We start from the raw sequence: 23,830 nt of genomic DNA, 5'->3' as shown, positions 1-23,830 counted from the left end.
TATTGACAAGCAAACTTGCTTTTTGCAACCATGGTCGCGCAGGCACGCACACACGAAGCCCGACACGGAGGAGCAAGGCAATGACGCACATCTTCGTCAACATCCCGACGAACGACCTCGAGCGCTCGAAGGCGTACTACACCGCCCTCGGCTGCGCGCTGAACCCGCTCTTCACCGACGAGAATGCCGCGTGCATCGTGTGGAGCGACCAGATCTTCTTCATGGTCCTCACGAAGGAGTACTTCGCGACGTTCACCGACAAGGAGTTCGCCGACCCCCGGACGCACGCGCAGGTGCTGCTGTCGATCAGTCGCGAGACCCGCGAGGACGTCGACCGGATCGTCGAGGCGGGCGTCGCGGCCGGCGGCACCGCACCCGGCGAGCCGCAGGACTTCGGCTTCATGTACGCGCGCGACCTCATCGACCCGGACGGCAACGGCGTCCAGTTCATGTGGATGGACCCCGAGGCGGCGGCCAAGGGCCCCGAGGCCTACATGGCGGAGCAGGCGCAGGCGTAAGTGGCGTCCCGCAGCTACGGGCAGTACTGCGGGGTCACGACGGCCGTCGAGCTGATCGGGGAACGGTGGGCACTGCTCATCGTGCGCGATCTGCTCGTCGGTCCCCGCCGCTACACCGACCTCAAGCAGGGCCTGCCCCGGATCCCGACCAACATCCTCTCCACGCGGCTCAAGGAGCTGCAGGAGGGCGGTGTCGTGCGCCGCGTCCCGCTGCTGCACTGCGGGCTCGTGTACGAGCTCACGCCGTACGGGCGCGAGCTCGAGCCGATCGTGCTGGCCCTCGGCCGGTGGGGGTTCCAGAAGATGGGCGAACCGCAGCCCGACGACGTCGTGACGGCGGACTCTCTCACGATGGCGCTCCGGACGGCATTCCGGACGGATGCTGCCGCCACCCTCCCGCCCGCCGACTACGAGCTGCACGTGGGCGACGTCGTGCTGCGCGTGCAGGTCGACGCCTCCGGGCTGCGCATCGCGCAGCTCCAGCCGGCAGGGCGTCCGGTCGACCCGCGGCTCGGGACGCAGGCCTCGACCGCCGGAGAGCCCGACCTGATCTTCGCGGCGGGTCCCGGCATCCGTCGCCTCATCTCCGGCGAGCTGACCCCGGCCGACGCGATCGACCAGGACGTGCTCGCTGTCGTCGCGGGCGACGGGACGCTGCTCGAGCGGTTCGCCCAGACGTTCCACATCCCCATCGACCCCGGGGTCGTGCTCGTCGCCTGAGTGCGCGCCCCGGCATGGAAGGAGGCGGCCATGACCGGTCGCATCTACATCGACCTGTTCACCACGCTCGACGGCGTCGCGCAGGCCCCCGGCGGCCCGGAGGAGGATCCGTCGAACGGGTTCCCGTACGGCGGGTGGCAGGCGCCGTTCCCCGACGAGGCCATCGGCGCCTCGATCTGGAAGGGGATCTCGGAGCTCGACGCGCTGCTGCTCGGACGGCGGACGTACGACATCTTCGCCGGCTACTGGCCGCACCAGTCCGGGAAGATCGCCGACGCCCTGAACAGCGCACCGAAGTACGTCGCCTCGCGCGGCCTGCCCACCCTCGAGTGGGAGGGGTCGTCGCAGCTCGGCATGGACCTCGCCCGCGAGGTGGAGGCGCTGCGCGAGAAGCACGAGAGCATCCACGTCATCGGCAGCGTCGACTTCGTGCAGACGCTGCTGAAGGAGCAGCTGTTCGACGTGCTGACGCTGTGGGTCTACCCGGTCGTGCTCGGTCAGGGCAAGAAGGTGTTCCCCGACGGCGCGCACCCCGCGAACGTCACGCTGCTCGAGCCCGCGGTGACCGGCCCGCTGGGCGTGCTGCAGCTGCGATACGGGCCCGCGCCGGGCGCGCCGCAGACCGGCGAGGTCGGCCCGGAGGACTGATCCCCGAAGCTCGGGGCTGACGGGTGCTGCGGCCCGCAGCATCCGCCACGTCAGAAGATCATCGGGCGATCGTCGTCGTCGGGTCCCTCGAGGTCGAGGTCGACGACGACCGGCACGTGGTCGCTCGGGGCTTCGCCCTTGCGCTCGTCGCGGTGGATCGTCGCACCCGTGACCGCGTCGGCGATCGCGTGCGAGCCGAGGATGAAGTCGATGCGCATGCCCTCGTTGCGGGGGAACTTCAGGCGCTTGTAGTCCCAGTACGTGTAGCCGGTGGGGATCAGCGGACGCACGACGTCGAGGGCGCCGGCCGCCTGGAGCGCGGCGAACGCCTCGCGCTCGGGCGGCGATACGTGGGTCGAGAATCCCGGCACGACGGCGGGGTCGCCGTTGTCGGCATCGGTCGGCGCGATGTTGAAGTCGCCGACCAGGGCGAGGGCGAGGTCGGGGTTCGCGGCCAGCGACTCGGCCGTGTACTGCGTGAGAGCCGACAGCCAGTCGAGCTTGTAGTAGTAGTGCGGGTCGCCCAGCGAGCGGCCGTTGGGCACGTAGAGACTCCAGACCTCGACACCGCTGACGGTCGCACCGATCGCCCGCGCCTCCTGCGGGGCGTCGGGGCCGTTGTGACCCTTCTCGAATCCGGGCATGGCCGGGAAGGCGGTGCGCACGTTCGTGAGGGGCTCGCGGCTGGCGATCGCGACGCCGTTCCACTGCGAGAAGCCGTACGCCTCGACGTGATACCCGGCCTCTGCGAACCTGTCGAACGGGAACTGCTCGGTCTTGCACTTGATCTCCTGCATCGCGAGCACGTCGATGTGCTCGCGCACCGCGAAGTCGACGATGCGGTCGACCCGCGCGCGGATCGAGTTGACGTTCCAGGTGGCCAGGCGCATGAGGTCAAGCCTAGGCCGGGCCGCGGACGTCCAGCGGACCGGGCGGTGCCCGCGAAGCCTTGAGAGAAGGCGCGCCGGGACCCCTGGCGTATCAGTGCCCGACGGAGGATTCTCCTTTCTGTCAGCGGCCGCGTCCGCGGCCGGGAGAGAGAGTGACCACCATGGACCACGACTGCGGCTGCGGCCACGCGGCCTCCGCCGCGACTGACGACGCGCCCCTCGAATTCGACGCCGACGGCGAGATCGTCGTCGGGCCGGTCATCCGACCGGAGCTGCTGACCCGCCCGTGCCCCATCGGCACCCTGGACGGCTCGTGGCTGATCGAGCTCGAGCGACGCACGGTGTTCGGCCCCGAGGTGCGCGGTGCGATGCGCATCGAGGTCGGCGCGTCCTCGCTGCGCATCTCGGGCGACATCTACTCGAGGCGGATCTTCCCGCCCGTGCTCGGCGAGATCGAGGTGCAGCGCCCGTTCCCGATCCCGATCCCGGATCCGGGACCGCTCGCGGGGGGCCCGCTCGCGGGTGGCGGCGGCGTCGACGCCGACGCACGCGACGCCGGCGAAGCCGAGGACGATCCGCCGATCCTGTCGGAGTTCCTCCCGTTCCCGCTGCGCTCGTATCCGGCGTTCCCGAAGTCGGAGTACTCCTGGTACTTCCGCTCCAACGGCGCCACGTACGACAGCGGCACTCTCACGGTGCAGATCGTGCGGCACCTGTGGAACCGCACGACGCAGGAGTTCGTCTCGACCGACACCGGAACGCTCACGCTCCGCTGCCGGCGGCCGCTCGTCGTGACGACGACCTCCACCGTCCTGGGCCCGTCGCAGACCATGACGGGCACGCTCTCGATCGGCGGCACGGTCACCAACGTCACCGCGAAGAAGACGTCGCCGATGTACAGAGGATGCCGCATCGAGGTCGATGCCATGGTGAACCGCGTCTTCCCGGCATCCGCCACGATCGGCTCCGGGGCGGCCGCCACGGTGCGCTCCGTCTACGCCACGGCCGGATGGGACGTCACCGTCGTCACCGACCAGATCAACGTGCCCGAGGACGCGGACCTCACCAACGCCGAGCTGGCGACGCTCATGTCGGGCCACCGCCAGGCGGTCAGCGGCGAGCAGTGGCGGCTGTGGCTGTTCGTGGGATCGTCGCAGGGCGGTCTGTTCGGGATCATGTTCGACGACGACACCGTGCCGCGCGAGGGGGCCGCCGGATTCGCCGACGCCACTTTGGGCGGTGGCTCGACGATCGCCGCCGCGGCGCGCAACCGGCCGCTGGACGAGGTTCCTGCGGCGTTCCTGCGCACGCTGGTGCACGAGGCCGGGCACGCGTTCAACCTGTGGCACCCGAAGCACGACGTCCACAACCCGGGCATCGGCACCGAGATCATGAACCAGACAGGCGATGTCATCGGCTTCGCCACGGCAGCGAACCCGTACCCCGGGAACGCGTCGTTCGTGTTCTCGCAGCACGACCGCACGTCGCTCATCCACTCGCCGGACCCGCAGGTGCGTCCCGGCTGGAAGAACTTCGGGTGGGGTCACGGCAACCTCTCGGCGGGCCTGCCGGCACCGGTCGACGTGGCGGGCCTCGGGGGCGACACGGGAGATGAGGCGCTGTCGCTGACGGTCACGATGCCCGCGCAGGCGTTCGTCGGCGAGTACGTCACCGCCGAGGTGGTGCTCACCAACGTGTCGGACCAGCCGCGCACGGTCACCACGCTGATCAACCTGTCGGAGGGGGACCTCGTCTTCCTGCACACGTCGCCCGATCGCTCCCTCGAGCATCTGGTGGACGTCGCGATCGGCTGCGGCCCGCGTCCGACGACCGTGCTGCAGCCGGGGGAGTCGATCCGCAACCACGTCCAGGTGTTCTTCACGAACCAGGGTGTGACCTTCACCGAGCCCGGACGCCACACGGTCGTCGCACAGCTCGAGGTCGACCCGGTGACGACCGTGCAGTCCGCGCCGGTGACGATCGACGTGCGGGGGCCCGCCTCCGACGCCGAGGTCGACATCAGCGCGAAGACGCTCACACCGGGTGTCGGGCGCGCGATCGCCCTGGGCGACTTCGCGACGGATGCTGCCGCCCGGGCGGTCCTGACGGACCTGGCCGAGCAGCACAGCGACACCGACACCGGTGCGGCGGGGGCGCTCGTGCTCGCGAACGCGCTCGCGCGGTCGTTCACGGACGTCCGCGCCCGCGGCCTGCGGGACGCGGCGCCGGACGAGGCCGCGCACTTCCTCGAGCTGGCGCTGGCCGGCCGGTCGGCCGAACGGGCGGCGGCTCTCGCGGTCACCGTCGCGAGCCCGACCGAGAAGAACGCGCCGGTCGTCGCCGACACCGTCGCCGCGATCAAGGCGCGCGCGAAGGGCGGAGCACGGTCGGCCGCGGGGAAGGACGTCGCTGCCGCCGAGCAGATCGCGGCGGACTTCGTCGCACCGCAGGGTCGCTGACCGGGTGGTGCGCGACCGCCGAGGCCGGTCAGCTGCGCACCGCTGAGAAACCCGCAAGCGGTCGAGACACCATCAGACGCGTGGTGTCTCGACCGCTGTGAGGCTTCTCGACAATGCAGCCCCGCAGGGGAAGGATTGTGCCGTGACATCCGATGCGCACGATGACGCCGGGCTGGAGCTGCGGCTGCGTCTGCCGGCGGGATCGGTGCCGCTCGATCGCATCGCGTTCGCCGAGGTGGAACTCGTGGCGACGGGCTCCGCGGCGACCGTCAGCGCGCGGCTCAACCTCATCGAGGGCGATCTCGAGCTGCAGGTGACGGGACCCGATCGGCGCGTCGCCCGTGCCCTGTGGCCCTGGCCGGCCGACTCGGCGCCTCGGTCCGTCGACCTCGCCGCGGGACAGCGGCTGGTCGCCGCGGTGCCCCTCATCTCCGAGGGCAGCACCCCGCTGTTCCCCGCGCCGGGCCGCTACGAGGTGGTCGCCGGGTTCAGCGTGAGACCGGGCGAGACGCTCACCTCGAACACTGAGGTCCTCGTGCGCACCGCCGGCGACGACGCGGCGCTCGCCGCCGACCTGCGCGATCGCGACGTGGTGCAGAGCCTGCTCGGGGCGGGCGTCATCGGCGCCGCCGAGCCGGCGCTCGAGCGCCTCGCGGACTCGTCCGACGCCGGCACAGCCGCTGCCGCCCGCCTGGCGCTCTCCCGCACCGACGCCCTCGCCGACGGCGACGCCGACCCCGACGTGTCGCGGGCCGTCGCGGCGCTGCTGCCGCCGGGTGCCACCGGGCAGGACGAGCGCCGCGAGGCCGTCGCCTCCCGCGCGACACCGCGCGACGTCGCGATGCTGAGCGGGCGCCCGATCGACGAGTGACCCCTCCCTCGCGCCGGGAACGGCATGGCAGCGGAGCCACGGACGGAGAGCCGGCGCGGCTGTGCAAGACTGGGCGCCACCAGCTGGAGAAGGGGCACCATGACCGTCAAGAACCGCTTGCTCGCCGGCATCCTCGCTGTCTGCGTCGCCTCGGGCGCGGGCATCGCCGCCGCCGCGCCTGCCCAGGCCGCGACGATGGCGTACAAGTCGTTCACCGTGGTGAAGTGGGGCTACACGACCAGCACGGCGTGCCTGGCGGCGCAGCGTTCGACCGCGTGGTCGATCACGAACTCCGGCGGGATCATCTACGCGGGCGAATCCTGCGGCTACCGGGGCTCGGCGCAGAAGTGGGGCTTCTCGACGACATACAAGAAGCTGGTCCCCATCGGCTCCTGAGCGGGCGCCGGGGCGCAGCATCCGTAAAATCGAGGGCATGACCGCCGCCTCCACGCCGCAGCTCGAAGCCGACCGCCAGTACCTGATCGCGCTGATCCAGGACGAGGCGGTGTTCCACGGGGACTTCACGCTCTCGAGCGGCAAGAAGGCGACGTACTACGTCGACATGCGCAAGCTGACGCTCGATCACCGCGCGGCCCCCTCGATCGGGCGCATCATGCTCGATCTCATCCGCGATGTGGACGGCATCGTGGCCGTCGGCGGACTCACCCTCGGCGCCGACCCGATCGCCAACGCCGTGATGCACGAGTCCGCGCGCACCCACAAGCCGCTCGACGCGTTCGTCGTGCGCAAGGAGCCGAAGGACCACGGCCGCGGGCGCCAGGTGGAGGGGGCGGATGTCGCGGGCAAGCGCGTCGTCGTCGTCGAAGACACCTCGACCACGGGCCAGTCGGCTCTCAAGGCCGTCGAGGCGCTGCGCCGCGAGGGCGCCGAGCCCGTTGCGGTGGCGGTCATCGTCGACCGCAAGACCGGCGCGCAGGCGGCCGTCGAGGCCGAGGGTCTGCAGTGGCTCGCCGCCATCGACCTCGATGATCTGGGGCTCGACCCGCAGTAATTCTCTGCGGGCTGTCACACACCGCCGGCGGCCGGTGTCTCCATGTCGAAGGACCCATTCGACACGGAGGTAGACATGACCAGCGACACCCGCATCCCCGCGGCCGAGATCACCGGCGCGCAGGGCGCGCTCATCAGGTTCGCCGCGCGCAGGATGGTCGGCCGCGTACCCGACTCCCTGGGAGTGCTGTGGCACCACCGCGGCGTCATGAAGGACTCGATGGGCATCGGGCGGAAGATCGAGGGCTGGCACGAGCTCGACGCGAGCCTCGCGACCTTCGCCGCGATGGCGGCGGCGGCGACCATCGGCTGCAGCTTCTGCCTCGACTTCAACTACTTCATGTCGCGGGACCGCGATGTGGAGGCAGCGAAGGTGCGCGACGTGCCGCGGTGGCGCGAGTCGACGCTGTTCACACCGCTCGAGCGCCGGGTGATGGAGTACGCCGAGGCGGCGAGCCAGACCCCGCCCGCCGTGACGGACCAGCTCTCCGCTGCGCTGCTCGAGGATCTCGGGCCGGCGGGGCTCGTGGAGCTGGCCGCCCGGGTGGCGTTCATGAACATGTCGGCGCGGATGAACATCGCACTCGGCATCCGTTCCGAGCACTTCGCCGATGCCTGCGGGCTGCCGCCGCTCGCCGCGCGACCTGCCGTCGGCGCCTCCGCGTAGGCTCCCGCTCATGAGCACAGCCGCCGTCGACGACCCGTTCGTCACGCATCGGGGCCTGCTGTTCACGGTCGCGTACGAGATGCTCGGCTCTGCCGCCGACGCCGAGGACGTGCTGCAGGAGTCGTGGCTGCGGTGGGCGGCGATCGACCGTGACGCCGTGCAGGAGCCGCGCGCCTACCTCGTGCGCGTCGTGACGCGGCAGGCGCTCAACCACCTGCGCACGGTGTCGCGGCGGCGCGAGGAGTACGTCGGCGAGTGGCTCCCCGAGCCGCTGCTCACGAGTCCGGACGTGGCCGACGACGTCGAGCTCGCCGAGAACCTCTCGATCGCGATGCTCACGGTGCTCGAGACGCTCGGCCCTGCCGAGCGGGCGGTGTTCGTGCTGCGCGAGGTCTTCGACGTGCCGTACGACGAGATCGCGGATGCCGTGGGCAAGACCCCTGCGGCCGTCCGGCAGATCGCGCACCGCGCGAAGGACCACGTCGCCGCGCGCCGGCCCCGCGTCACGGTCGGGGCCACCGAGCACGAGGCGGTCGTGGAGCGCCTCGTCGCGGCGCTCAACAGCGGCGACCTGCAGGGACTCATGGACGTGCTCGCGCCCGACGTCGTGTCGGTCGCCGACGGCGGCGGCAAGGTCCGCGGCGCGTCCCGCCGGCCGATCGTCGGCGCGGAGAAGCTGGCGCGGTACCTGGTGGGCGGCCTCGCGAAGGTCCAGGGCACGTTCGTGGCCTCGTCGACGTGGGTCAACGGGCAGCCGGGCGTGCGCATGGAGCTCGACGGCGTGCTCGTGGGCGTCGTGAGTCTGACCGTCGTCGACGGGCGCATCACGCAGGTGTACTCGATCGCCAACCCCGAGAAGCTCGGGCACGTCGACGCGGAGGCGGTCGTCGCCCGCTGATCCCGGTCAGTCGCCCTTGCCGCGGCGGCGCCACCACTGCCAGATGATGACGGTGAGTGTGCCCAGGGTGATGAGCGCAGCCGTCAGGAGGAGGAGCGTCTGCTCGGTCTCGGAGATCACGGCCGCTTCCCTTCGGCGGCATCCGCCACGATCTTCGCGACGCGTGCGGCCCTGGTGTCGGGACGCCGCGCCATGTCGACGTTCGCGATGCCGAGCTTGCGGCTCGACGGCGGGAACCCGTCCCACGCGGCGCGCGCGTCGGGCACGGCGTCGAGTGCCGCGGCGAGGTCGTCGGGCTCGCGCATGGCCTCGGCGTTGTCGAGCACGGTCCACGCGCCGTTCGCCTTGGCGACCTCGACCGCGCGATAGCCGGCCTCGGTGATCAGCCCGGCCTCTTCGAGCTGGATGAGGCGTGCCTTGTTCGTCGCCGCCCAGCCGCTCGTTGCGCGCCGCGGCGCGAACCAGAGGCCGCCCCGCTCGTCGTCGAACGAGCGCACGGGACCGTCGATCCATCCGAAGCAGAGGGCCTGCAGGATCGCGTCCTCGTAGCCGATGACCTCGAGCCCCGAGCCCGGTCGCGCCCGCACGAGCCACGCCCCCTTGGAGGTGCGGTGGTTCGCGTCGAGCCACGCGCGCCAGGCCGCGGCATCCGTCACTTCCACCATCTCGCCGTCGTCGAGCGCACCCATGCCGCGACCCTACCGGGAGCCGCCGACCTCGCGCGCGGCGACCCCGCGCACGATGTCGGCGAGCAGCCGCACCGCCTCGTCGACGAGCGGATCGGCGAGGTCTCCGTAGCCGAGCACGAGGCGCTCGGCTGCCGGCGCGTCGGGTGAGACGCGGTACCGGCGGATGTCGGTGAGGCCGAGGTCGCGGGGCTGGGCGGCGCGCACCACGTCGGCGGCGTGCACGCCGGTGGGCAGGTCGAGCACGACGTGCAGCCCCGCCGCGATGCCCGACACGCGGCACTCGGGCAGCGTACGAGCGAGTGCGGCGAGCAGCGCCTCGCGCCGGCGGCGGTAGCGGGTGCGGGCGCCGCGCAGGTGCCGGTCGAGTCCACCGGAGGTGAGGAAGCGGGCGAGCGCGAGCTGGTCGAGCGTCGACGGCGCCGCCGATCCCGCGGCACGCACCGCGTCGCGCAGCCACGGCGGCAGCACGAGCCAACCGAGGCCGAGCGCCGGCGTCGCCGTCTTGCTGAGGCTTCCCGCGAGCACGACGCGATCGGGCGCCAGCGCCTGCAGCGCGCCGATCGGGCGCCGGTCGTAGCGGAACTCGGCGTCGTAGTCGTCCTCGATCACCACGCCGTCGCACCCGCGGGCCCAGGCGACGAGCCGGTCACGCCGCTCGGCCGACAGCGGCACGCCCGTGGGGAACTGATGCGCGGGGGTGACGAGGGCGGCGCGCGCGCCGGTGCGGACGGATGCCTCGACCAGCGCCGCGACGTCGATCCCGTCGTCGTCGACCGGAACCGGCACCGAGGTCAGGCCCTCCGCCGCGGCGACCTGGCGCATGCGCTGCCAGGAGGGGTCCTCGACGAGGAGCGCGGTGTGCCCCAGGGTGCGCAGCGCCCGGGCGACGCGGCGCATGCCGTCCGCCGCGCCGTGCGTGACGAGGACGGAGCCCGCGTCGGCCCGCGCGAAGCGCGACCGCGACAGGTAGGCCGACAGGGCGACGCGGGCGGCCGGCACGTCTCCGTCGAGGCGGAAGAGCTCGGCGTCGGGGGTCTCGGCCAGCGCCTCGGTCATCGCGCGCAGCCACAGCGCGCGCGGCGCGTGGCGGAGGTCCGGCACACCGGGCGCGAGGTCGTAGCTGGGCCGCCGGAGCGGTTCGACGGGCTCCGGATCGGCCGGCGGCGCGCTGGCGCGGACGGATGCTGCGACCCGCGTCGCCGATCCGGTCCGGGCCTCGAGGATGCCCTCGGCCGTGAGGCGCGCGTACACCTCGGTGACCACCCACCGCGAGACGCCCAGCGACGTCGCGAGCAGCCTGCTCGGGGGGAGTGCGGCGCCGGACGGCAGGCGGCCGGTGGCGACAGCATCCCTCACCGCCTGCTCCAGCCGCACGTGGCGCGCGCCGTCGTACGCGGCGAGGTCGAGCAGGGTCTCCCACGCGACCGGATTGGTCTGGGTTTCTGCCATGGAATCGGATCGTACTCCCGGACCGCTCTCGATCAACGATGGGATCACGAACCACGGAAAGGGCACATCATGCAGTACCGCACCATCTCCAGCGGCACGACATCGTTCGAGGTCTCGACGCTCTGCCTCGGCACGATGTTCTTCGGCACGCGCACCGACACCAGGACGTCGCTCGAGATCCTCGACCGCTTCGCCGAGGCCGGCGGCACCTTCGTCGACACCGCCAACAACTACAACGCGTGGGTCGGCGGGCACGGGCGCGACAGCGAGGACGTGCTGGGCGCCTGGATCCGCCGCCGCGGCGGCCTCGGCGACGTGCGCCTGGCCACCAAGCTCGGCGCCGCGAAGAAGGACCCCGCGCTGCCCCTGCAGAACGTCGAGCCGACGAACTTCCAGGGGCTCTCGGCCGACGTCGTCGCCCGCGAGGCGCGACTGAGCCTCCAGCACCTCGGCGTCGACCGCATCGACGTGCTCTACGGGCATGTCGACGACCGCGAGACGCCGATCGCCGAGACCGTCGCCGCCTTCGGGCAGCTTCAGCGCGAGGGGCTCGTCGGCATCTCGGGCATCTCGAACGTCGCGCTGTGGCGCCTCATCGAGGCGCGCGACGAGGCGCTGCGCCAGGGCGTCGACCCCTATGGCGTCGTGCAGCAGGGGTACAGCTACGTCTACCCGAGCCCGGGGTCCGGGCGCACGAACGACGTGTCGGTCGAGCTCCTCGATTACGTCGCGGCGGCGGGGGTCGACGGCCGCCCGCCGCTCACCGTCACGGCGTACTCTCCGCTGCACCAGGGGGCGTTCGCCCGCGACGACAAGCCGATGTGGGCGCCGATGCGTCACGCCTCCAACCGCGAGCGCATGCGCGCGCTGCACGATGTCGCCGCCGAGATCGGCGCGACGCCCAACCAGGTCGCGCTGTCGTGGCTGCTCGGCGCGGCGGTGCCGGTGATCCCGGTGGTCGGCATCTCGAGCGTCGCGCAGCTCGAAGAGGCGCTCGCCGCGTCCGAGCTCGTGCTCGACGCGGACGTGCGGGCCCGCCTCGACGCCGCCGACCTCGACGTCCGCGCGACGGTCGGCGCCTGACCCCGGCGTCCACGCGGCCGGTCGGGGCCGTGACCCTCGGCGTTGGCGTCGCCGACCGACCTGACTCTGGGCGTCCGCCGCCGTCGCGGTGTGACCGGGCGTGCGGCGGGCGCTGCGGAAGCCCGCCGCACCTCACCTCTCGCTGGCCCCAGGCCCGCAGCATCCGTCCCTCGCCGCATGTTCGACAGGTCAACCGGGGCTCCACAGGACGTTGATGCCCTGAACTCTCCTGCGGAAGCGTGGTTGACCTGTCGCAGCGCGACGGATGCTGCGGCTATGAGCGCACGGAGGTCGTGTGTGGGATCGGTGCCGGGCCCGAGGCATCCGTGTCCGCTTCCTTCGACAGGTCAACCGGGGCTCCACAGGAGGTTCATGCCCTGAACTCTCCTGCGGAAGCGTGGTTGACCTGTCGCAGCGCGACGGATGCTGCGGCTATGAGCGCACGGAGGTCGTGTGTGGGATCGGTGCCGGGCCCGAGGCATCCGTGTCCGCTTCCTTCGACAGGTCAACCGGGGCTCCACAGGAGGACTGCGCCGCGTTTCTCCGGTGGAACGCCGGTTGACCTGTCGAAGTGGGAGGCGAGGGTGCGGCAAGGGGACGGATGCTGCGGGCGTGGCGCCTCCGGGAGCGCGCGCCTACAGCAGCTCGGGGTCTTCGGACTCGACGGGCTCGTGGTCGAGGAGGTCGGCGACCGAGTCCAGCACCTCGTCGGGGCGGAACGGGTAGCGCTGGATCTCGACGGCGTCGCTGATGCCGGTGAGCACGAGCACGGTGTGCAGGCCCGCCTCGATGCCGGCGACGACGTCGGTGTCCATGCGGTCGCCGATCATGCCCGTGTTCTCGGAGTGCGCGCCGATGCGGTTGAGGGCCGAGCGGAACATCATCGGGTTCGGCTTGCCGACGACGTAGGGCTCCATGCCCGTCGCCTTCGTGATGAGCGCCGAGATCGCGCCGGTGGCCGGCAGCACGCCCTCGGTCGACGGGCCGGTGGCGTCGGGGTTGGTCGCGATGAAGCGGGCGCCGCCGTTGATGAACCGGATCGCCTTCGTGATCGCCTCGAACGAGTAGTTGCGGGTCTCGCCGACGACGACGTAGTCGGGATCGGTCTCGGTCATGATGAAGCCGGCCTCGTGCAGCGCCGTCGTGAGGCCGGCCTCGCCGATGACGAAGGCGGAGCCGCCGGGCATCTGCGACTTGAGGAAGTCGGCCGTCGCGAGGGCCGAGGTCCAGATGGACTCCTCCGGCACGATGAGGCCGGAGGCCCGCAGGCGGGCCGACAGATCGCGCGGCGTGAAGATCGAGTTGTTGGTGAGCACCAGGAACGGCACGCCCTGGTCGCGCCACTGCTGCAGCAGCGCGGATGCCCCGGGAACGGGGGTGTTCTCGTGGACCACCACGCCGTCCATGTCGGTGAGCCAGCATTCGATGTCCGCGCGGGTCCGCATGCGTCCAGACTAGGTGCCGGTCGGGCGTAGGGTCGTTCCCGTGACGTGGGACCCCCGGACCCTTCCCGAACTCTCCGGACGCGTGTACCTCGTGACCGGATCCAACGCCGGCCTCGGCTACTTCGCCTCCGAGCAGCTCGTGCGCGCCGGCGCGCGCGTGCTCATGTCGGCGCGCCATCCGAACCGGCTCTCGGCGGCCCGCGCCGCGATCCGGCGGCGGGTGCCCGACGCCGCGCCGGACGCGACCGAGCCGCTCATCCTCGACACCTCGAACCTCGCGTCGGTGCGCTCCGCCGCCGCGAGCGTCCGCGGCAAGGGCCCCCTCGACGGCGTGCTCCTCAACGCCGGGATCGTCCACCCGCCCAAGTCGCGCGAGACGACGATCGACGGGCACGAGGTCGTGTTCGCCACCAACGCGCTCGGCCATTACGCGCTCGCCGGCGAGCTCCTGCCCGCGCTCGCCGAGGCGTCGGGTCGCATGGTGTGGGTGGGGAGCATGTCGACGTCGCTCACGCCCTACGACCCGGTCGACCCGCAGCTCGTCGACGGATACTCGGCCTGGCGCGCCTACGTGCAGTCGAAGGTCGCGACGACGGCGCTCGGCTTCGAGGCCGACCGGCGCCTGCGCGCGGCGGGCATCCCGGTCGCGAGCGTCGTCGCCCACCCCGGCTACTCGACCGGCGGTCGCACGCCCGGCATCGCCGGGGTCAACGAGCCCTCGCGGGCCAAGCGGTTCGCCGACAACCTGCAGGCCGCGATCGCGCAGTCGAAGGAGCAGGGCGCGTGGCCGCTCGTGCGGGCACTGACCGATCCCGACGTCGAGGGCGGCGAGTTCTGGGGCCCGCGCACCGGCTCGCGCGGCGAGCCCCGCCGGCAGACCGCCTCGAAGATCACCCGTGACCCGGTCGTGGCCGCGCGCCTGTGGGACGTCGCCGAGGCCGCCACGGGGCTGCGGTGGCCGTTCGAAGCGGCCGCGCGAGTGTCCGCCCGCTGAACCGAAGCGCACAGGATCGGAGGTTCTGCGGGACATGCCGGCGCGCAGCATCCGTTCCCCGGAGTGTCGCCGCGAATCGCCGATTCCGTGTCGGCCGGTGGCGGTGAACGCGGCGCACAGGATCGGAGGTTCTGCGCGACACGCGGGCGCGCAGCATCCGTTCCCCCGCGTGCCGTCGCGAGTCTCCGATTCTGTGTCGGGACACGGATGCCGCCACCCCGGCTGTCAGACTGACCGCGGGAGGTCGCATGACCGAGGTCGCCCCGTCGATGTGGGCCCGCTTCGTCGCGCGGGTGCGCGAGACCTCGTGGGCGATCGACGCGAACGACGGGATCATCGCGACCGCCGGTCTGCTGCAGGGCTTCGCGGGCGCCGGCGCCGGAGACCGCCTGCTGCTGTTCACGGCGATCGCGGCGATGATCGCGGGTGGTCTGAGCGCCGGAGGCGCGAAGTGGGCCGAGGTCGCGGCGGAGCGCGAGTCCGAGCTCGAGATCGCGGCCAGGGAGCAGGATGAGCTCGAACGCGACCCGGCGGGGGAGCTCGCGACGCTCGCGGCGCACTGGGAGTCGCGCGGGCTGTCGCCCGAGCTCGCGCTGGAGGTCGCCCAGCAGCTCAAGGCGCGCGATGCGCTCGGAGCCCAGCTCGACGCCGAGCACGGCCTCGAGGAGATCACCCACCGGTCGGCGCCGTGGTGGGCCGGGCTCGAGACCGCGATCGCGTTCATGATCGGCGCGGCGATCCCGGTCCTCATCACGTACTACGCCCCCGTCGCGATCGAGACGTGGGCGATCATCGTGGCGGTGGTGGTCTCACTCGCGCTCACCTCGCTCGTGGCGGCGGGCGTCGGCCGGCTGTCGGCCCTGCGCATGCTCATCCGCAGCCTCGCGGTCGGCCTCGGCACGATGGGCGTCAGCTACCTCGCCGGCACGATCTTCTTCTGACCCGCCGCACCCGCCAGCCCGCTCCAGCACGCCCACGCCCGCGCCTGCGCCTGCCCTCGAGTCGCCACGACTCGCCGTGTGACGCGTCGCCTGGCCGGCGTGCTGTGGCGACTCGGCCGAAGAGAGAGAGGGGGAAGGCGGTCAGGGGGTCAGGCGCTCAGCCAGACGGCGTCGGCGGCGGCGTCGGGCAGCGACACCGCGGATCCGTCGATGCGCAGGGCCGCAGCATCCGTCACCGTCACCGTCGTGCCGACCGCCACACCGGCCGACTCGACCGCCCGGAGCAGCTCGGGATCGCGGTCGCTCACGCGCAGCACGCGGCCGGTGTGCCCCGCGGGCGCCTCGCCGAGCAGCACGAAGGGCTCGCGGCGGACGCGGCCCTCGGCATCCGGGATCGCGTCGCCGTGGGGGTCGAAGCGGGGCCGGCCGAGCCGCTCGTCGATGCCCTCGAGCAGGCGGTCGCTGATCGCGTGCTCGAGCACCTCGGCCTCGTCGTGCACCTCGTCCCATGCGTACCCGAACTCGCGCACGAGCCACGTCTCGATGAGGCGGTGCCTGCGGATGATCGCCGCCGCGCGGCGCTCACCCTCGTCCGACAGGGCGATCGGCCCGTACGGGCGATGGGTGACGAGGCCCTGGGCGGCGAGCTTCTGCACCATCTCCGTGACGCTTGACGGCGCGAGGCCGAGCTCGGCGGCCAGCTGCGACGGCGTGATGCGGGCGTCCTGCCACTCGGTGTGGTGGTAGATCGTCTTCAGGTAGTCGTCGACGGCAGGGGAGGCCACGGATTCAGGGTACCGGGCGGGCTTCACGCCCCCGTCAGCACCAGATACAGGAGCACCCCGTTGAGGGCGATGAGGAACACGGATGCTGCGATCCCGGCGATCGTCGTCCACACGCGGTTGCGGTAGCCGCCGAGCACGGCGCGGTTCGCCGTGAGCGCGACCAGCGGGATGAGCGCGAACGGGATGCCGAACGACAGCACCACCTGGCTCAGCACGAGTGCGACCGTCGGGTCGAAGCCGACCGCGAGGATCGCGAGTGCGGGGATGAGCGTCACCAGGCGGCGGGTCAGCAGCGGCACGCGGATGTGGAGCAGGCCGTGCATGATCTCGGCGCCGGCGTACGCGCCGACCGAGGTGCTGGCGAGGCCGCTCGCCAGCAGGCCGACCGCGAAGAGCGTCGCGACGAGCGGGCCGAGTCCCGCGTAGAGGGCGGCGTAGGCGCCCTCGAGCGAATCCGTGCCCGGGACGCCCGCCAGGTTCGCCGCCGCGAGCAGCAGGATGCACAGGTTCACGGTGCCGGCGATGAGCATCGCGATCGTGACGTCCCATTTCGTCGCGCGCAGCAGACGGCGGGTGGGGATGCCGCGCAGCTCGGCCAGCGTCGGGTCCGCCGGTGCCGCGATCGGGGCGTCGGCAGCGCGGGAGCCGCGCGGCATCAGTCGGTCGCCGCCGAGCGCGACGCGTGTCGTCGTCGGCGCCGGGGCGAAGCGGTCGCGCGCCAGGGCGCTGTGCGCGTAGATGGCGTGCGGCATGATCGTGGCGCCCAGGATCGAGGCCGCCAGCAGCACGGAGTCGGTGCCATCGAAGCGCGGCACCAGGCCGGCCACCACGCTCGCACCGTCGGGCGGGGCCACGAACACGCCGAACGAGAACCCGATCGCGATGATCGCGAGCAGGCCGATGACGACGAACTCGAACGTGCGCGGACCGCGCCGCGACTGGATGAGCAGGAGCGCGATCGACACGGTGCCGGTGATCACGCCGCCCCACAGCAGCGGGATGCCGAACAGCAGGTTGAGCGCGACCGCCCCGCCGATCACCTCGGCGATGTCGGTCGCCATCGCGACGAGCTCGGCCTGCAGCCAGTACGCGCGGCGCCCCCAGCGGTTGCCGATCCGGTCTCCGAGCGTCTCGGGCAGGCTCCGGCCGGTGACGATGCCGAGCTTGGCCGACAGGTACTGGATGAGCCAGGCCATGACGTTGCCGATCACCACGACCCACACGAGCAGGTAGCCGTAGCGCGCGCCGGCCGTCATGTTGCTCGCGACGTTGCCCGGATCGAGATAGGCGACGCCCGCCACGAGCGCCGGACCGATCAGCCACGCGAGGCGCGGCATCGACAGCCGCCGGCTCTGGAGCGGTGTCGGCGTCCTGACATCCTCGGCAGTTTTCGGCATACCGAAAATCTATCCTGTTTTCGGCGCACCGAAAAGAGCGCGAAGGCATGCGGATGCTGCCCCGCCGCGTGGCGGACGCCGATCAGTGGTCGTGGCGCAGTCGGCGCAGCCGCCAGACGTTGCCGCGCTCGGTCTCGTGGACGAGCTCGTCGAGCGTGGCGAGGGCGATGGCCAGCCCGCGACCGGACTCGGCATCGGAGCCCGGCATCGACACCGAGCCGAGGTCGATCAGGGCGGGCTCGGCCGTGTCGGTGAACACCGCCGAGAGCGCGTCCGCGTCGGCGTCGAGCTCGACGGTCACGCGGACCGGCTCGCGGGCGAGGGCGTGCTCCACGACGTTCGTGGCGACCTCGCTGACCGCGAGGCGGAACAGCATCGCGTCCTCCTCGCCGATGCCGGGCACCCGGCCCAGGAGGTCGTCGAGCGCATCGTGCACGCGGTCGACGAGTGCGTCGTCGGCCACGCCTTCGAGGTGGATGCCCGATTCAGTCGCCATCGAACGCCGACTCCGGCGTCGGGTGATCGCGCAGCACGCGGTCGAGGTTGGTGAGCTTCAGCACGCGGCGCACCGGCTCGGTCGCCGCCGCGATGCGCAGGTCCCCGCCGGCGAGGCGTGCCGACTTGAGGCCCCCGATCAGAGCACCGAGTCCGGACGAGTCGACGAAGTCGGTGCCCGACAGATCCACCACGATGCGCGTGGTGCCGTGGCCGACGAGCTCGTCGACCGCCTTCTTGAGCCGGGGGACGGACGTCGCGGTCAGCCGCCCCTCGGGTCGCACGACGGCGAACGCCTCGCCGGGTGTCACGATCAGATTCATGCTGCCTCCTCGGGCTCGCGGACGGGCCGGGCGGGCCCGCGGTACAGGGCGGCCTGGACGATGACGCTCAGCACCGCCAGGTCGTAGATCACCCACACGGTGTTCACGAGCGTGCCGGTGCCGTCGGCGGTGCCCACCGCCAGGCGCGAGAGGCCCAGCACGAGCGCGGTCGCGAGCACGACGATGGCGGTCAGCTGCGGCCAGATCTCGCGCCATGGTGGGCCGGACTCGTCGCGGCCGTCCTTCTTCGTGACCGCGAAGCCGAGCGGGCGCTTGAGGACCACGTTGGAGAACGCCGAGGTGCAGGCCTTGATCCACACCGGGAAGAGGGCGAGCGCGTACTGCTGGCCGCGCCACGTCTTGATCCCCTTCGCGACGACGAGGAACAGGATCTGGTTGATGACGAAGTACGGCAGGAACCGCGCGAAGAAGTCGACGCTCCAGGCGGTCACCGGCATCACGCCGAAGACGAGGTAGATGACCGGGGCGGCGAGATAGACGATCGCGGTGAAGCCCGACAGGTAGCTCCACATCGTCGCGAAGTACATGAGCCGCTGGCCTGCAGACAGGCCCTTCTTGACGAGCGGGTTGTCGCGCAGCATCACCTGGAGGGTGCCCTGTGCCCAGCGCAGCCGCTGCGTGAGCATCGTGCGCAGATCCTCGGGGGCGAGCCCGTGCGCCAGGATCTCGTGGTGATAGACGCTCTTCCAGCCGAGCGAATGCAGCTGCATGGCGGTCGCCATGTCCTCGGTGACCGAGATCGTCGCCATCGGCTGCATGGGCTGCGCCTCGTCGGGGCGGTCGACCCGCAGGGCCTCGAGCAGACCCGACACCGAGTCGATCGCCCCGAGCGGCGACAGCTCGCGCGCGGCCAGGGCGTCGAGCCCGGCGTCGTCGATGACGATCGCGTCGAGCTCGGTGTCGCGCTGCACCGGCAGTTCGCCGATCGAGGCGAGGTCGGCGCGCACGCGCGACAGGTCGCCGCGGACCAGCTCGCGCGAGGCCGTGTCGACCGCGGACTGGACGCGGTACGTCACATCGGCGATCGGCTCGCCTTCGTCGAGCCGCGCGCGGGCCTGTGCGACCTCGCTGCGGAGCACCCGCAGCTGCTGACGCACCGCCGGATCGGCGTCGCGGTCGCGCGCCGCATGCGCGAGCAGCGACTCGGAGGCCTTCAGGGTGCGCACCGTGGACTGCTCCAGGCTGCGGACGTACCCCACGATGCCGAGCTGCATGAGCGCGTCACGACGGAGCACCGCGTTCGAGCCGCAGAAGAACGCCGCGTTCCAGCCGTCCTTGCCCTGCTGGATGGGGCCGTAGAACAGCGGCGCCTGGCTGCCGAGCGGATCGGCGTCGTCCACGTTGACGAACCACTGCGGCGTCTGGACGAGGGCGACCTCGGGGTCGTCTGCGAAGTATCCGAGGGTGCGGTGGAGGATGAGCGGATCGGGCACCTGGTCGGCGTCGAGGATGAGGAGGAACTCGCCCTCGGTCTGGAAGAGCGCGTTGTTGAGGTTGCCGGCCTTCGCGTGCCTCGGCTTGCCCGCCCAGTCCGCCGAGCGCGTGATGTACCCGACGCCGAGCTGCCGGGCCGCTGCGGCCATGTCGGGTCGCGCGCCGTCGTCGAGGATCCACGTCTCGTGCGGGTACGCGATGCCCTTGGCCGCGCGCGCGGTCGCGATGACCATGTCGACGGGCTCGTTGTAGGTCGTGATGAGCACGTCGGCGGTGCCCTGGGGCGGTGAGGTCGGCGCCGGGCGCTCGCGGGCGCGCCACATCGTCGCCGAGAAGAGGAACGTGTCGATGAGGCTGTAGGTCTCGGCGATGACCAGCGGCACCGCGATCCACCACGCCGACCAGTTCACGGAGTCGAGCCAGCGCCACGCGATGTAGTTGACGCCCAGCAGCACCGACAGCAGTGCGAGGATGCGGATCCAGACGAACCGCGCGGTCACGCGTCCCTCCTCACGACGACCACCGTGACGTCGTCGGGAGCGCCGCGCCGCGCGGCGAGGCGCGTCGCCTCCTCCACCGCGCCCGCGGGCCCGAGGTTGCGCAGCGCATCGTGCACATGGCCGAACGGATCGTCGGCGTCGAGCACGTCGAGCAGGCCGTCGCTGCAGATCATGAAGACGTCACCCGGATCGAGCTGTGCACTCGACGCCGCGCGGGTCTCGTCGAATCCCATGCCCAGCGGCAGGCCCGTCGAGCGGAGCGCCTCCCACGTCCCTCCCGCACGCAGCACGAAGGCGAGGCTGTGGCCGGCGTCGACGAAGGCCATGGCGCCGGTCGCGACGTCGATGTCGGCCGCCACCGCGGTCACGAAGATGTTCGAGCCGCCGATGTCGTCCTCGAGCATGCGGTCGATCTCGCTCACGGCCTGCGCGAGGGGGCGTTCCGGCGCCGTGCGCAGCGAGGCGCGCACAGCGGAGGCGATGATGGCAGGCCCGGCTCCCTTGCCCATCACGTCCGCGAGGATGACCCGCAGCCGCCCGTCGACCACGTGCCAGTCGTACACGTCGCCGAGCAGGTGCCCGGCCGGAGCGGCCGCCGCCGCCAGCGTGTACCCCGGGACGTGCGGCGTGCGTGCGGGGAGCATCGCGCGCTGCACGACCGAGGCGTAGTCCAGCTCGTCCGCGTCCATGAGCTCGGCCTGCACCCACAGCGCGAGCTCGCGCAGCAGCGACCGGCCGCGTTCGTCCAGCGTGCGGGGCTCGGTGTCGACGATGCACAGGGTGCCGACCTGCTCGCCTCCGGGGGCCCGCAGCGGGTGGCCCGCGTAGAACCGCAGGTGCGGATCGCCCACCACGAACGGGTTCTCGGCGAAGACGTCGTCGGTGGCGGCATCCTCGACGACCAGCGTCCCCTCCTGGCGGATCGTGAGATCGCAGAAGGAGTCGGCGCGCGGTGCCTCATGCCCGCCGAGGCCGATCTGCGCCTTCCGGAACTGCCGGTCGCCGTCCATGAGCGTGACGCTCACCATCGGGACGCCGAACATCTCCTGAGCGAGCCGTGCGACGCGGTCCACGCGTTCATCCGGTGGGGTGTCCAGCACCCCGAGTGCTTCGATGGCGCGCTGACGCCTCTGATCGTCGAACAACTGGCCCCCCGGTCGTACGGTCCTCTCCAGTATTGCGGGCGGGCGCTTTCCCCGTCGACCCGAACCACGCAATCGGACGACATCGGCCGCGGCGCGCCCGATGGATGCCGTCGGACACGTCGGGGGAGGGCGTGTCAACCCCCAGTCATCTCGCCGCCCATCGGCGATATGCGTGACTCGACATCTCGAGAGCAGGCGGTGCACATGACGACGAAGCTGGTCGCGGCGGTCCATCACGTCATCGGAGGCCTGCGGGAGCGCAGGCACGCGCGGCCCGCCCGCCGGGCGTGGCGTGCGTCGCTCGCCGAGACGCGGCGCGGCCAGTGGCATCAGCTGCACAACCCCTGATCGCCCGATCGCGGGAGCACTCCGCGACGGATAGCCTGGGCCGGTGACCGCGCCCGACCCGACCGCCGCCGCGCACGGCGAGCCCGCGGAGCCGACACTGCCGGTCGGCGTGGGGCCGTGGCCCGGTGGTCCCGAGGCCTGGCCCGACGAACCGCGCTATGACCGCGAGCTGCTCGCGCACGGCGACGCGCGCAACGTGGTCGACGCCTACCGGTACTGGACGATGGACGCCATCGTCGCCGACCTCGACACGCGGCGCCACGCGTTCCACGTCGCGATCGAGAACTGGCAGCACGACATGAACATCGGCTCGATCGTGCGCAGCGCCAACGCGTTCCTCGCCGCCGAGGTGCACATCATCGGCAAGCGCCGCTGGAACCGCCGGGGCGCCATGGTGACCGACCGCTACCAGCATGTGCGCCACCACGAGACCGTCGAGGCGTTCACACGATGGGCGGATGCTGCGTCCCTCCCCGTCATCGCGATCGACAACGTGGAGGGCTCGCTGCCGCTGCCCGCCGCCGACCTGCCCGAGGCGTGCGTGCTGCTGTTCGGCCAGGAAGGGCCCGGCCTGTCGCCCGAGGCGCTGGCGGCAGCATCCGGAACCGTCCAGATCGAGCAGTACGGCTCGACCCGCTCGATCAACGCGAGCGCCGCCGCGGCTGTCGTGATGTACGAATGGTGCCGCCGCTGGGCGTGAGTCCGGTCACGCCCCGGCAGTGAGCCAGGCCGAGCCGCGGACGCGCCACCCGAGGGTGACGAGCCGGGCGAGCATGTACACGCCGAAGAACGCGACGGCGAGCCACGCGAGCCCGGCCGCACCGACCGGGTGCAGCCACGCGACGAGCACGAGTGCGGGGATGAACGGCACGAGGTTCAGCACGCCGACGATCGCCAGGTACTTCGCGTCGCCGGCCCCGATCAGCACGCCGTCGAGCACGAACACGACGCCGCACACGGGCTGCGCGATCGCGAGCACGATGAGCGCGGGCTGCACGAGCGTCGCGATGCCCGCGTCGCCGGTGAAAGCCAGCCCGATGACGCCCGACAGTGCGCCGATGATCGCACCCGTGATCACTCCGAACCACGCGCCCCACGCGACGGTGCGGCCGAGCACGCGGCGGACCAGCGGCGTGTCTTCGGCGCCGAGCCCCTTGCCGATCAGCGCCTGCGCGGCGATCGCGAGGGCGTCGAGCGCGAAGGCGGCCGTGGAGAAGATCGTGAAGGCGACCTGCCAGCCGGCGAGCTCGACGGTGCCGAGGCCGGTCGCGACCGCGACCGTCGCGAGCAGGGCGAACCGCAGCGACACCGTGCGCAGGAACAGCCAGCCGCCGGACCGCGCCGAGCCCCGCAAGCCCTCACGCTGGGGACGGACGGATGCCTCGTGCCGCCGCGCGAGCCGCCCGACGACGACCGCGTACGCGGCGACCATGCCCCACTGCGCGACGACGGTGCCGATGGCGGAGCCCGCGATGCCCCACCCGAACCCGTAGATGAAGAGCCAGTTGAGGAGGGCGTTGGCGGCGAAGCCGAGTCCCGCGATCCACAGCGGCGTCACGGTGTCCTGCATGCCGCGCAGGAGCCCGGTCGCCGCGAACACGACGAGCATCGCCGGCAGGCCCCACATCGAGATGCCGAGGTAGATCTCGGCCTGCTGCGCGACCTCCGGCGTCGCGCCGAACAGGCCCACGAGGAAAGGGGTCGCGACGTAGCCGACGAGCGCGAGCACCGCGCCGATGCCGAGCGCGAGCCACATGCCGTCGATGCCGACCGACACCGCGCGCGACGGGTCGCCCGCCCCGAACCGGCGCGCGACCGCGGGTGTCGTCGAGTACGCCAGGAACACCATGAGCCCGACGATCGTCTGCAGCACGGCCGAGGCGATGCCGAGCCCCGCGAGCGGCTCGACGCCGAGGTGTCCGACGAGGGCCGAGTCGACGATGAGGAAGAGCGGCTCCGCGATCAGGGCGCCGAGCGCCGGCACCGCGAGCCGCAGGATGTCGCGGTTCAGGGTGTCGGTGCTCACCCGACGAGCCTAGAAGGCGCCGCCGACGCGGGGGCGCAGCATCCGTGTTCATCACAATGTCGTCACGGCGGGC

At 72.0% G+C, this 23,830-nt stretch carries 25 protein-coding genes; 14 read left to right on the top strand and 11 right to left on the bottom strand.

Annotated elements, in window-relative coordinates:
• Positions 1-80 precede the first annotated feature (80 nt).
• The 3 genes from ACFQ7C_RS18770 to ACFQ7C_RS18760 are packed head-to-tail and all read left to right on the top strand — an operon-like array spanning position 81 to position 1,886.
• The gene (locus ACFQ7C_RS18770) at positions 81-518 is read left to right on the top strand and encodes a VOC family protein (RefSeq protein WP_378904902.1); all 438 of its coding nucleotides are present in this window, start codon (positions 81-83) and stop codon (positions 516-518) included.
• Positions 519-1,238 carry a winged helix-turn-helix transcriptional regulator gene (locus ACFQ7C_RS18765; protein WP_378904899.1) on the top strand — a complete coding sequence of 240 codons (720 nt, stop codon included), beginning with the start codon at positions 519-521 and terminating at the stop codon, positions 1,236-1,238.
• A gap of 30 nt (positions 1,239-1,268) precedes the next feature.
• Positions 1,269-1,886 (top strand): dihydrofolate reductase family protein, encoded by a 618-nt coding sequence (locus ACFQ7C_RS18760; RefSeq protein WP_378904896.1) that lies wholly within the window; start codon positions 1,269-1,271, stop codon positions 1,884-1,886.
• A 50-nt stretch (positions 1,887-1,936) separates the two neighbouring features.
• On the opposite strand, the gene ACFQ7C_RS18755 is transcribed toward ACFQ7C_RS18760, so the two are convergent.
• Positions 1,937-2,776 carry an exodeoxyribonuclease III gene (locus tag ACFQ7C_RS18755; RefSeq protein WP_378904894.1) on the bottom strand — a complete coding sequence of 280 codons (840 nt, stop codon included), beginning with the start codon at positions 2,774-2,776 and terminating at the stop codon, positions 1,937-1,939.
• Positions 2,777-2,937: 161 nt separating this feature from the next.
• Here ACFQ7C_RS18755 and ACFQ7C_RS18750 point away from each other — a divergent pair, with 161 nt between their 5' ends.
• The 6 genes from ACFQ7C_RS18750 (at position 2,938) to ACFQ7C_RS18725 (ending at position 8,682) form a co-directional block, all read left to right on the top strand.
• A complete protein-coding gene (locus ACFQ7C_RS18750; protein ID WP_378904892.1) occupies positions 2,938-5,235 on the top strand; it encodes a hypothetical protein in 2,298 nt (765 codons plus the stop codon).
• 142 nt (positions 5,236-5,377) lie between these two features.
• Positions 5,378-6,106, top strand: coding sequence for a hypothetical protein (locus ACFQ7C_RS18745; protein WP_378904889.1), 729 nt, complete (start codon positions 5,378-5,380; stop codon positions 6,104-6,106).
• Positions 6,107-6,205: 99 nt separating this feature from the next.
• The gene (locus ACFQ7C_RS18740; protein ID WP_378904886.1) at positions 6,206-6,502 is read left to right on the top strand and encodes a hypothetical protein; all 297 of its coding nucleotides are present in this window, start codon (positions 6,206-6,208) and stop codon (positions 6,500-6,502) included.
• 37 nt (positions 6,503-6,539) lie between these two features.
• On the top strand, positions 6,540-7,118 hold the full coding sequence (gene pyrE, locus ACFQ7C_RS18735; protein WP_378904884.1) for an orotate phosphoribosyltransferase: 579 nt from the start codon (positions 6,540-6,542) through the stop codon (positions 7,116-7,118).
• A 75-nt stretch (positions 7,119-7,193) separates the two neighbouring features.
• Positions 7,194-7,784 carry a carboxymuconolactone decarboxylase family protein gene (locus tag ACFQ7C_RS18730; protein WP_378904881.1) on the top strand — a complete coding sequence of 197 codons (591 nt, stop codon included), beginning with the start codon at positions 7,194-7,196 and terminating at the stop codon, positions 7,782-7,784.
• A gap of 10 nt (positions 7,785-7,794) precedes the next feature.
• Complete coding sequence (locus ACFQ7C_RS18725) at positions 7,795-8,682, top strand: RNA polymerase sigma-70 factor (RefSeq protein WP_378904878.1); 888 nt, start codon at positions 7,795-7,797, stop codon at positions 8,680-8,682.
• Between the two features lie 116 nt (positions 8,683-8,798).
• On the opposite strand, the gene ACFQ7C_RS18720 is transcribed toward ACFQ7C_RS18725, so the two are convergent.
• Together ACFQ7C_RS18720 and ACFQ7C_RS18715 are read right to left on the bottom strand one after the other, a co-directional pair.
• Positions 8,799-9,371, bottom strand: a complete 573-nt coding sequence (locus ACFQ7C_RS18720; protein WP_378904875.1) for a YdeI family protein — start codon at positions 9,369-9,371, stop codon at positions 8,799-8,801.
• A 9-nt stretch (positions 9,372-9,380) separates the two neighbouring features.
• A complete protein-coding gene (locus ACFQ7C_RS18715; RefSeq protein WP_378904872.1) occupies positions 9,381-10,820 on the bottom strand; it encodes a PLP-dependent aminotransferase family protein in 1,440 nt (479 codons plus the stop codon).
• Positions 10,821-10,889: 69 nt separating this feature from the next.
• On the opposite strand from ACFQ7C_RS18715, the gene ACFQ7C_RS18710 reads away from it, so the two are divergent.
• The gene (locus ACFQ7C_RS18710) at positions 10,890-11,903 is read left to right on the top strand and encodes an aldo/keto reductase (RefSeq protein ID WP_378904869.1); all 1,014 of its coding nucleotides are present in this window, start codon (positions 10,890-10,892) and stop codon (positions 11,901-11,903) included.
• A gap of 635 nt (positions 11,904-12,538) precedes the next feature.
• Here the strand turns inward: ACFQ7C_RS18710 and ACFQ7C_RS18705 are convergent.
• Entirely contained in the window at positions 12,539-13,348 is an 810-nt protein-coding gene (locus tag ACFQ7C_RS18705) for an HAD-IIA family hydrolase (RefSeq protein ID WP_378904866.1), read from the bottom strand.
• Positions 13,349-13,388: 40 nt separating this feature from the next.
• Here ACFQ7C_RS18705 and ACFQ7C_RS18700 point away from each other — a divergent pair, with 40 nt between their 5' ends.
• Entirely contained in the window at positions 13,389-14,342 is a 954-nt protein-coding gene (locus tag ACFQ7C_RS18700; protein WP_378904863.1) for an SDR family NAD(P)-dependent oxidoreductase, read from the top strand.
• 248 nt (positions 14,343-14,590) lie between these two features.
• Complete coding sequence (locus ACFQ7C_RS18695; protein WP_378904860.1) at positions 14,591-15,283, top strand: VIT1/CCC1 transporter family protein; 693 nt, start codon at positions 14,591-14,593, stop codon at positions 15,281-15,283.
• Positions 15,284-15,432: 149 nt separating this feature from the next.
• Here the strand turns inward: ACFQ7C_RS18695 and ACFQ7C_RS18690 are convergent, their stop codons facing one another.
• From ACFQ7C_RS18690 to ACFQ7C_RS18665, 6 genes are all read right to left on the bottom strand, one after another.
• Complete coding sequence (locus tag ACFQ7C_RS18690; RefSeq protein ID WP_378904857.1) at positions 15,433-16,068, bottom strand: metal-dependent transcriptional regulator; 636 nt, start codon at positions 16,066-16,068, stop codon at positions 15,433-15,435.
• 23 nt (positions 16,069-16,091) lie between these two features.
• Positions 16,092-17,405, bottom strand: coding sequence for an Nramp family divalent metal transporter (locus ACFQ7C_RS18685; RefSeq protein ID WP_378904920.1), 1,314 nt, complete (start codon positions 17,403-17,405; stop codon positions 16,092-16,094).
• 142 nt (positions 17,406-17,547) lie between these two features.
• The gene (locus ACFQ7C_RS18680; protein ID WP_378904854.1) at positions 17,548-17,961 is read right to left on the bottom strand and encodes an ATP-binding protein; all 414 of its coding nucleotides are present in this window, start codon (positions 17,959-17,961) and stop codon (positions 17,548-17,550) included.
• Positions 17,951-18,283 carry an STAS domain-containing protein gene (locus ACFQ7C_RS18675; protein WP_378904851.1) on the bottom strand — a complete coding sequence of 111 codons (333 nt, stop codon included), beginning with the start codon at positions 18,281-18,283 and terminating at the stop codon, positions 17,951-17,953. Before ACFQ7C_RS18675 ends, ACFQ7C_RS18680 begins: the two co-directional genes overlap by 11 nt.
• Positions 18,280-20,238, bottom strand: coding sequence for a glycosyltransferase family 2 protein (locus ACFQ7C_RS18670; RefSeq protein WP_378904848.1), 1,959 nt, complete (start codon positions 20,236-20,238; stop codon positions 18,280-18,282). The genes ACFQ7C_RS18675 and ACFQ7C_RS18670 overlap by 4 nt, the downstream gene beginning before the upstream one ends.
• A complete protein-coding gene (locus tag ACFQ7C_RS18665) occupies positions 20,235-21,617 on the bottom strand; it encodes a PP2C family protein-serine/threonine phosphatase (RefSeq protein WP_378904845.1) in 1,383 nt (460 codons plus the stop codon). Before ACFQ7C_RS18665 ends, ACFQ7C_RS18670 begins: the two co-directional genes overlap by 4 nt.
• Between ACFQ7C_RS18665 and ACFQ7C_RS18660 the strand changes: the two genes are divergently transcribed.
• Together ACFQ7C_RS18660 and ACFQ7C_RS18655 are read left to right on the top strand one after the other, a co-directional pair.
• The gene (locus tag ACFQ7C_RS18660; RefSeq protein WP_378904842.1) at positions 21,588-21,731 is read left to right on the top strand and encodes a hypothetical protein; all 144 of its coding nucleotides are present in this window, start codon (positions 21,588-21,590) and stop codon (positions 21,729-21,731) included. The two genes, ACFQ7C_RS18665 and ACFQ7C_RS18660, sit on opposite strands and share 30 nt — an antisense overlap.
• 43 nt (positions 21,732-21,774) lie before the next feature.
• The gene (locus ACFQ7C_RS18655; RefSeq protein ID WP_378904839.1) at positions 21,775-22,431 is read left to right on the top strand and encodes a TrmH family RNA methyltransferase; all 657 of its coding nucleotides are present in this window, start codon (positions 21,775-21,777) and stop codon (positions 22,429-22,431) included.
• A 6-nt stretch (positions 22,432-22,437) separates the two neighbouring features.
• Here ACFQ7C_RS18655 and ACFQ7C_RS18650 read toward each other — a convergent pair whose 3' ends face one another.
• Complete coding sequence (locus ACFQ7C_RS18650; protein ID WP_378904836.1) at positions 22,438-23,757, bottom strand: MATE family efflux transporter; 1,320 nt, start codon at positions 23,755-23,757, stop codon at positions 22,438-22,440.
• Positions 23,758-23,830 lie beyond the last annotated feature (73 nt).

This window comes from Microbacterium sp. NPDC056569 (genome assembly GCF_042793475.1).
In the GTDB taxonomy this organism is placed as follows: domain Bacteria; phylum Actinomycetota; class Actinomycetes; order Actinomycetales; family Microbacteriaceae; genus Microbacterium.
Note: the sequence above shows the minus strand (reverse complement) of the source record. Positions and strands in the feature narration are given on the sequence as shown.

Coding starts and splice junctions, on each gene's coding strand:
- ACFQ7C_RS18770 (WP_378904902.1), top strand. CDS start 81: ATGACGCACATCTTCGTCAACATCCCGACGAACGACCTCGAGCGCTCG.
- ACFQ7C_RS18760 (WP_378904896.1), top strand. CDS start 1,269: ATGACCGGTCGCATCTACATCGACCTGTTCACCACGCTCGACGGCGTC.
- ACFQ7C_RS18755 (WP_378904894.1), bottom strand. CDS start 2,776: ATGCGCCTGGCCACCTGGAACGTCAACTCGATCCGCGCGCGGGTCGAC.
- ACFQ7C_RS18750 (WP_378904892.1), top strand. CDS start 2,938: ATGGACCACGACTGCGGCTGCGGCCACGCGGCCTCCGCCGCGACTGAC.
- ACFQ7C_RS18740 (WP_378904886.1), top strand. CDS start 6,206: ATGACCGTCAAGAACCGCTTGCTCGCCGGCATCCTCGCTGTCTGCGTC.
- pyrE (WP_378904884.1), top strand. CDS start 6,540: ATGACCGCCGCCTCCACGCCGCAGCTCGAAGCCGACCGCCAGTACCTG.
- ACFQ7C_RS18730 (WP_378904881.1), top strand. CDS start 7,194: ATGACCAGCGACACCCGCATCCCCGCGGCCGAGATCACCGGCGCGCAG.
- ACFQ7C_RS18725 (WP_378904878.1), top strand. CDS start 7,795: ATGAGCACAGCCGCCGTCGACGACCCGTTCGTCACGCATCGGGGCCTG.
- ACFQ7C_RS18720 (WP_378904875.1), bottom strand. CDS start 9,371: ATGGGTGCGCTCGACGACGGCGAGATGGTGGAAGTGACGGATGCCGCG.
- ACFQ7C_RS18715 (WP_378904872.1), bottom strand. CDS start 10,820: ATGGCAGAAACCCAGACCAATCCGGTCGCGTGGGAGACCCTGCTCGAC.
- ACFQ7C_RS18710 (WP_378904869.1), top strand. CDS start 10,890: ATGCAGTACCGCACCATCTCCAGCGGCACGACATCGTTCGAGGTCTCG.
- ACFQ7C_RS18705 (WP_378904866.1), bottom strand. CDS start 13,348: ATGCGGACCCGCGCGGACATCGAATGCTGGCTCACCGACATGGACGGC.
- ACFQ7C_RS18695 (WP_378904860.1), top strand. CDS start 14,591: ATGACCGAGGTCGCCCCGTCGATGTGGGCCCGCTTCGTCGCGCGGGTG.
- ACFQ7C_RS18685 (WP_378904920.1), bottom strand. CDS start 17,405: ATGCCGCGCCTCGCGTGGCTGATCGGTCCGGCGCTCGTGGCGGGCGTC.
- ACFQ7C_RS18680 (WP_378904854.1), bottom strand. CDS start 17,961: ATGGCGACTGAATCGGGCATCCACCTCGAAGGCGTGGCCGACGACGCA.
- ACFQ7C_RS18675 (WP_378904851.1), bottom strand. CDS start 18,283: ATGAATCTGATCGTGACACCCGGCGAGGCGTTCGCCGTCGTGCGACCC.
- ACFQ7C_RS18660 (WP_378904842.1), top strand. CDS start 21,588: ATGACGACGAAGCTGGTCGCGGCGGTCCATCACGTCATCGGAGGCCTG.
- ACFQ7C_RS18665 (WP_378904845.1), bottom strand. CDS start 21,617: ATGGACCGCCGCGACCAGCTTCGTCGTCATGTGCACCGCCTGCTCTCG.